At 71.0% G+C, this 1,442-nt stretch carries 1 protein-coding gene and 1 pseudogene; both read left to right on the plus strand.

Going from position 1 to position 1,442, the window contains the following annotated elements; all coding sequences use genetic code 11:
* A pseudogene (locus tag VO99_RS31655) lies at positions 1–389 on the plus strand (methyl-accepting chemotaxis protein); the annotation flags it as partial.
* An 11-nt stretch (positions 390–400) separates the two neighbouring features.
* The coding region (locus VO99_RS27415) for an MCP four helix bundle domain-containing protein (protein WP_046116147.1) at positions 401–1,442 on the plus strand (1,042 nt) is incomplete at its 3' end.

Genomic DNA, 1,442 nt, shown 5'->3' on the forward strand with positions numbered 1-1,442 from the left:
GCATCCGCAAGACCTCCGACCTGGTGCAGGAAATCACCGCGGCCAGCGAGGAACAGTCTTCCGGCGTCGGCCAGATCAATGCGGCCGTCAGCCAGCTGAGCCAGACCACCCAGCAGAACGCCAGCAGCTCCGAGGAACTGGCCGCCACGGCCGAGGAGATGAGTGCGCAGGCCGAGCAGCTGCAGCGCACGATGGGCTTCTTCCGCCTGGCCGGCCACCCGCGCCGCCAGGAGGCCGAGGCCGCATCGCCCGCACGCCAGGCCATCGGCCAGGCACAGGCCGCGGCGCGTCGCGCACCGTTGCAGGCCGGCGCCGCCGCCCGCTCGGGTGCGCGCGCGCAGCGCGCGTCCGATGCGTCGGTGGATGAATCGCACTTCACCTCGTTCTGAGCAGGCGGATGATGTTGAACGACTTCCGGATCGGCACGCGGCTGCTGGCGGGCTTTGCAACCACCGCGGCCATCGCCGCGCTGGTGGGCGGCATCGGCATCTACAACAGCGCGCGGCTCAATGACCTGGCGGAGAACCTCTACAGCCAGGACCTGATGGGCGTCTCGCACATCAAGGAAGCCAATGTGCACCTGGTCAACGTGGGCCGTGCGCAGGGCGTGATGCTGCAGGCGGCCACGCCGCGCGAGCGCGAGGCCGCTGCGGCGGCCATCGAGGAGCACCTGAAGGACACGCGCACCTATGCCGACAAGGCCGCGCCGCTGTTCGCCACCGAATCCGCCCGCGCCCTGCTGGCGGAGTTCGACCACCACTGGGCCGGCTACCAGAAGGACGTGCGGCGCTGGACGGCGCTGGCCGCCGCCACGCCGGCCGGCCAGCGCAACGAGGCGCTGCAGCAGGCCTCCGCCAGTGCGCTGGAAGCCAGCCACAAGCTGGACGAGCTGATGGACCAGCTCACCCGTTCCAAGCAGGCGGTGGCCCAGCACACGCACGAAGAAGCCGAGGCCGTGTTCCAGGCCAGCCGCTGGATGATGCTGGCGCTGGTGGTGGGCGGCGTGCTGCTGGGTGGCTCGCTCGGCGTGCTGATCAGCCGCAGCGTCACCCGGCCGCTGTCACGCGCGGTGGCGGCGGCCGAGCGCATCGCCCGCGGCGACCTGTCGGTGCAGATCGAGGTGCGTGGCAAGGACGAGACCGCGCAGCTGCTGCAGGCCATGCAGCGCATGGCCGAGGCCACCGGCACCAGCGTGGGCGACGTGGTGCGCGTGATGCGTGCGATGGCCGCGGGCGACCTGGGCCAGCGCATCGAGAAGGACTATGAAGGCGTGTACGTGGAGCTGCAGCGCTACGTCAACGACACCGTGGACCGCCTGGGCCAGGTGGTGGCCGAGGTGAATGCAGCGGCCGAATCGCTGGCCAGCGCCTCGGAAGAGGTGAGTGCCACGGCGCAGAGCCTGAGCCAGGCGTCCAGCGAGCAGGCCGCGGGCGTGGAGGAGA

It is taken from the genome of Aquincola tertiaricarbonis, assembly GCF_000969605.1.
Taxonomy (GTDB): Bacteria; Pseudomonadota; Gammaproteobacteria; order Burkholderiales; family Burkholderiaceae_C; genus Aquincola; species Aquincola tertiaricarbonis.